Origin of the sequence: Paenibacillus forsythiae T98, from assembly GCF_000520735.1 — a bacterium.
In the GTDB taxonomy this organism is placed as follows: Bacteria; Bacillota; Bacilli; order Paenibacillales; family Paenibacillaceae; genus Paenibacillus_AQ; species Paenibacillus_AQ forsythiae.
In genome coordinates, this window is the sequence record NZ_ASSC01000265.1 from 1 (window position 1) to 3,334 (window position 3,334).

The 3,334-nt window shown below is 46.1% G+C and carries 3 protein-coding genes; all 3 read right to left on the bottom strand.

Annotated features, from left to right (window positions below; translation table 11 throughout):
- Window positions 1-36: 36 nt before the first annotated feature.
- Window positions 37-1,017, bottom strand: a complete 981-nt coding sequence (locus tag L692_RS0108965) for a phosphotransferase enzyme family protein (protein ID WP_025699123.1) — start codon at window positions 1,015-1,017, stop codon at window positions 37-39.
- Between the two features lie 247 nt (window positions 1,018-1,264).
- Window positions 1,265-2,335 carry an undecaprenyldiphospho-muramoylpentapeptide beta-N-acetylglucosaminyltransferase gene (locus L692_RS0108970; RefSeq protein ID WP_025699125.1) on the bottom strand — a complete coding sequence of 357 codons (1,071 nt, stop codon included), beginning with the start codon at window positions 2,333-2,335 and terminating at the stop codon, window positions 1,265-1,267.
- A gap of 294 nt (window positions 2,336-2,629) precedes the next feature.
- Window positions 2,630-3,334, bottom strand: a 705-nt coding sequence (locus tag L692_RS0108980; protein ID WP_025699129.1) for a nucleoside hydrolase, incomplete at its 5' end; no start/stop codon positions are given.

Genomic DNA, 3,334 nt, shown 5'->3' on the forward strand with positions numbered 1-3,334 from the left:
CGCTGTTTTATTGAACTATCGTTCTCCGTAACGGCGTTAGATTTGGATGTCGCAACCGTCGAAGCACTGACCCGATTGAATGAGTCTTACCGCATCTTTTACTGCTTGCTGCTGAAATTCCGAGAGCCGGCTTTCATCTCCGTCCCAATTATGGAGCCACCAGAAGAATGAGCATACATTTCGGTAGTCCATAAACATCGGAATCTGCTGCAACCCGTATTTATCGAGATTATTCTGCTTGAAGTATCCTGTTAAGAAATCATTCAGGAAGCGCTTGGAGAACTCATTTTTTGATTTTCGGTCATGGGCCGGGGAGCCCCACCAGCAGGCATGAGCTGCCGCTATTGCAATGTCCAAGGCAAACCAACCATATAGGCTGTCATCAAAATCAAAAACGGTGATATCTCCGTTATCTATATAGAAATTATAAGGATGAAAATCATTATGAATCAACCCATACGCATTGCTGCCCCGAGGAAGTGAGGCGATGGACTGTTCCAGCGATCTCAACTTTTCAAGAATGACCTGATAATCACCTTGCTGTAGCCAAGGGTTGTCTATTCTCCAGATTGCCCAATCATCCCGTTTCACACCTATAGCATCATAGACTATTGAAAGTCGATGCATTTGCCCCATCGTTTCTCCCCACTTATGGAATATAGCCGTTCCCCACATATGTGGCTGGTCTTTTTCAAAGAACCGCCCCGCTGCCATCTCGAATGAAGCAGCAATGATACTCTGATCAGACTCATTACAAATAACGGTTAACTGACCATCATAGCTCTTAATCGGTAACGAAACGTGTACTCCATTGTCGGCTAAATAGGAGATCCACTCTAGCTCTGCTTTTATTTTTTCAAGATAAGCCGAGGGCCGCTGAGATAACCGTAAGATATAAGGCTGATTGTTTCTAGTGAACCGGTATACTTCATTCGTTGAGCTGCTAATCAAGATCAAGGTTCTCCAATCGAATTGAAAGGCTTCTGACGCTCTTTTCAATACTGCCTCGCTTGCCATAATGTACCTCCCTATAGAGCTTGGTTCACCGGCCGGTATATCCAAGACTAATATATATTTCTGGAAATTTATAGACTTATCTTTTTCTCCCGATTAAACTAATAATTAAGTACATGGTTATTTTCCCCAATATAAATGAACAAAAAAGAGCTGCCCGAGGCAAGCTCTCCACTATCGTATGTACTAGTTTCGTGTTGTCTTTTTTAGACTTGCACTATGAGTAACTTTCAGGGTATCTGAATATAAATTACTTCTGTGCCGTTTCAATAATCAAGTTATAAAGAAGTGTTAATCCATCAATCTGCTGAAATTTATCCATGTTTCGAACGTAAAGCTCTTTATTGGCTGCCAGATCATTGACACTAGCTATCAAAGAATTCGAAGTTAAGTGTTCCTCCTGCACAACCTTGCAGTAACCCTTCCGCTCAAATGAAGCGGCATTTAGAAGTTGATCTCCTCTACTCTGTTCTTTAGTCAGTGGAATTAGGATCATCGGTTTCTTTAAGACTAAGAACTCAAAGATTGAGTTAGAGCCAGCTCGAGAAATAACAAAATCGCACATAGACAGTACATCTGGCAATTCTTCGTTTATGTATTCGTATTGGCGATAATCCGGATGAGATACAGAGGGGTCCAGTTGGCCTTTTCCACATAGATGTACGACTCTGAAATTTTTAGTTAAATGAAATAAGGATTCCCGAACCACAGTGTTTATCCTTCGCGCTCCCAAGCTTCCCCCCATTATCAAGAGTGAGGGCTTGTTCATTTCGGAAAACCCCGTAAATATCCGTCCTCGTTCAGCATCTCCATGTTTTAATTCATCTCTAAGTACGGGACCTATGTAGCGGCATTTATTGTTACTAAAAGCAGCAGCTGTTTCCGGAAAGGTGGTGCAAATAATACTGGCAAATGGACTTGCAAGTCTATTCGCCAACCCTGGGGTATAGTCCGATTCATGGATGATTACGGGAATTTTGTTCAACCACGCTCCAATCACGACAGGAACAGAAACAAATCCGCCTTTACTGAATACAACGTCAGGTTTTTGCTTCTTAATAATCCGGTACGCCTCAGCAGTTCCTTTTACTACTTTAAAAGGGTCCTTCGCGTTTTGCCAATCGAAATACCGTCTCAGCTTCCCTGTAGAAATGGAGTGGTAGCTCACATTTAATTCAGAGTTAATTAATTGCCTTTCAATCCCATCCACCGACCCAATGTATCCGGCTTCCCAGCCTGCCTGAATGAATTTCGGAATCAGCGCGATATTTACGGTTACGTGTCCCGCAGAGCCACCGCCAGTAAACATTATTCTCTTCATTTATAACCACCCAATGAGCTGTTTTTCTTATTATATTCGATGTATCCTCAAGTCATCTTGTCGATTTGCGAAAGGGGAGCGACAATTTAGGTAAAACTTGTCATGACCATGATTGAGGCAGGTTGGGACAAACATCCCGTAATTGAAGCTATCAGAGGCAGATACGGAATAAGTACTGTCTTATATTTGAGAAAAGGAGCGAAACTTCCGCGGTATGCGGCCAGTTCGCTCCTTGCTGCCGTGATTTCATATAAGGCATCCTGCCCAGCATTCATGGATCGCATTAATCTCCTCCTACGAGTAGCGGCCCAGCGCGCCGATAATGACGTCCCACAACCTCCCGTGATGAAGGCCGAGCGCAACCATGGCATTGGGCGTCCGGCCCGTTACACCGTGAACATCAACCAGCGTCATGCCGTAGCTCAGCTCGCCTCTGGTCTCAACGGCCACATTCAGGACCCGGCAGTCAAACACCGACGGATCAATACAGTACACTACGCTGCATACATCATGCACGGGCGGATGCTCGAAACCGAAGAATTCCTTATAGGTCTTCCCGAAAAAAGAAAGCAGCTCACTCACGAATCCGGCGACCGGATTACGGATAGCCCCGATCCGTTCGTTAATCTCTGGAGTCGCCAGCGCCTGATGGGTCGCATCCAGCCCGATCATCGTTACCGGAGCGCCGCAACCAAACACCACCTGGGCGGCTTCCGCATCGGCCCAAATATTGAACTCCGCCGCCGGTGTCCAATTCCCGAACGTTCCGCCGCCCATCAGGACGATTTCCTGGATTTTGGGAACAATGCGCGGCTCCCGGCGGATCGCCATCGCAATATTGGTCAGCGGCCCTACGGGAACGAGGGTAATATCGCCTTCTGACTCCATCAGCATACGGATAATCAAATCCACCGCATGCTCTTCGCTCTCCCGGAGCATGGGATCGGGCAGCACGGGCCCGTCCATGCCGGAAGCGCCGTGAATTGCCGGAGCGGCTTC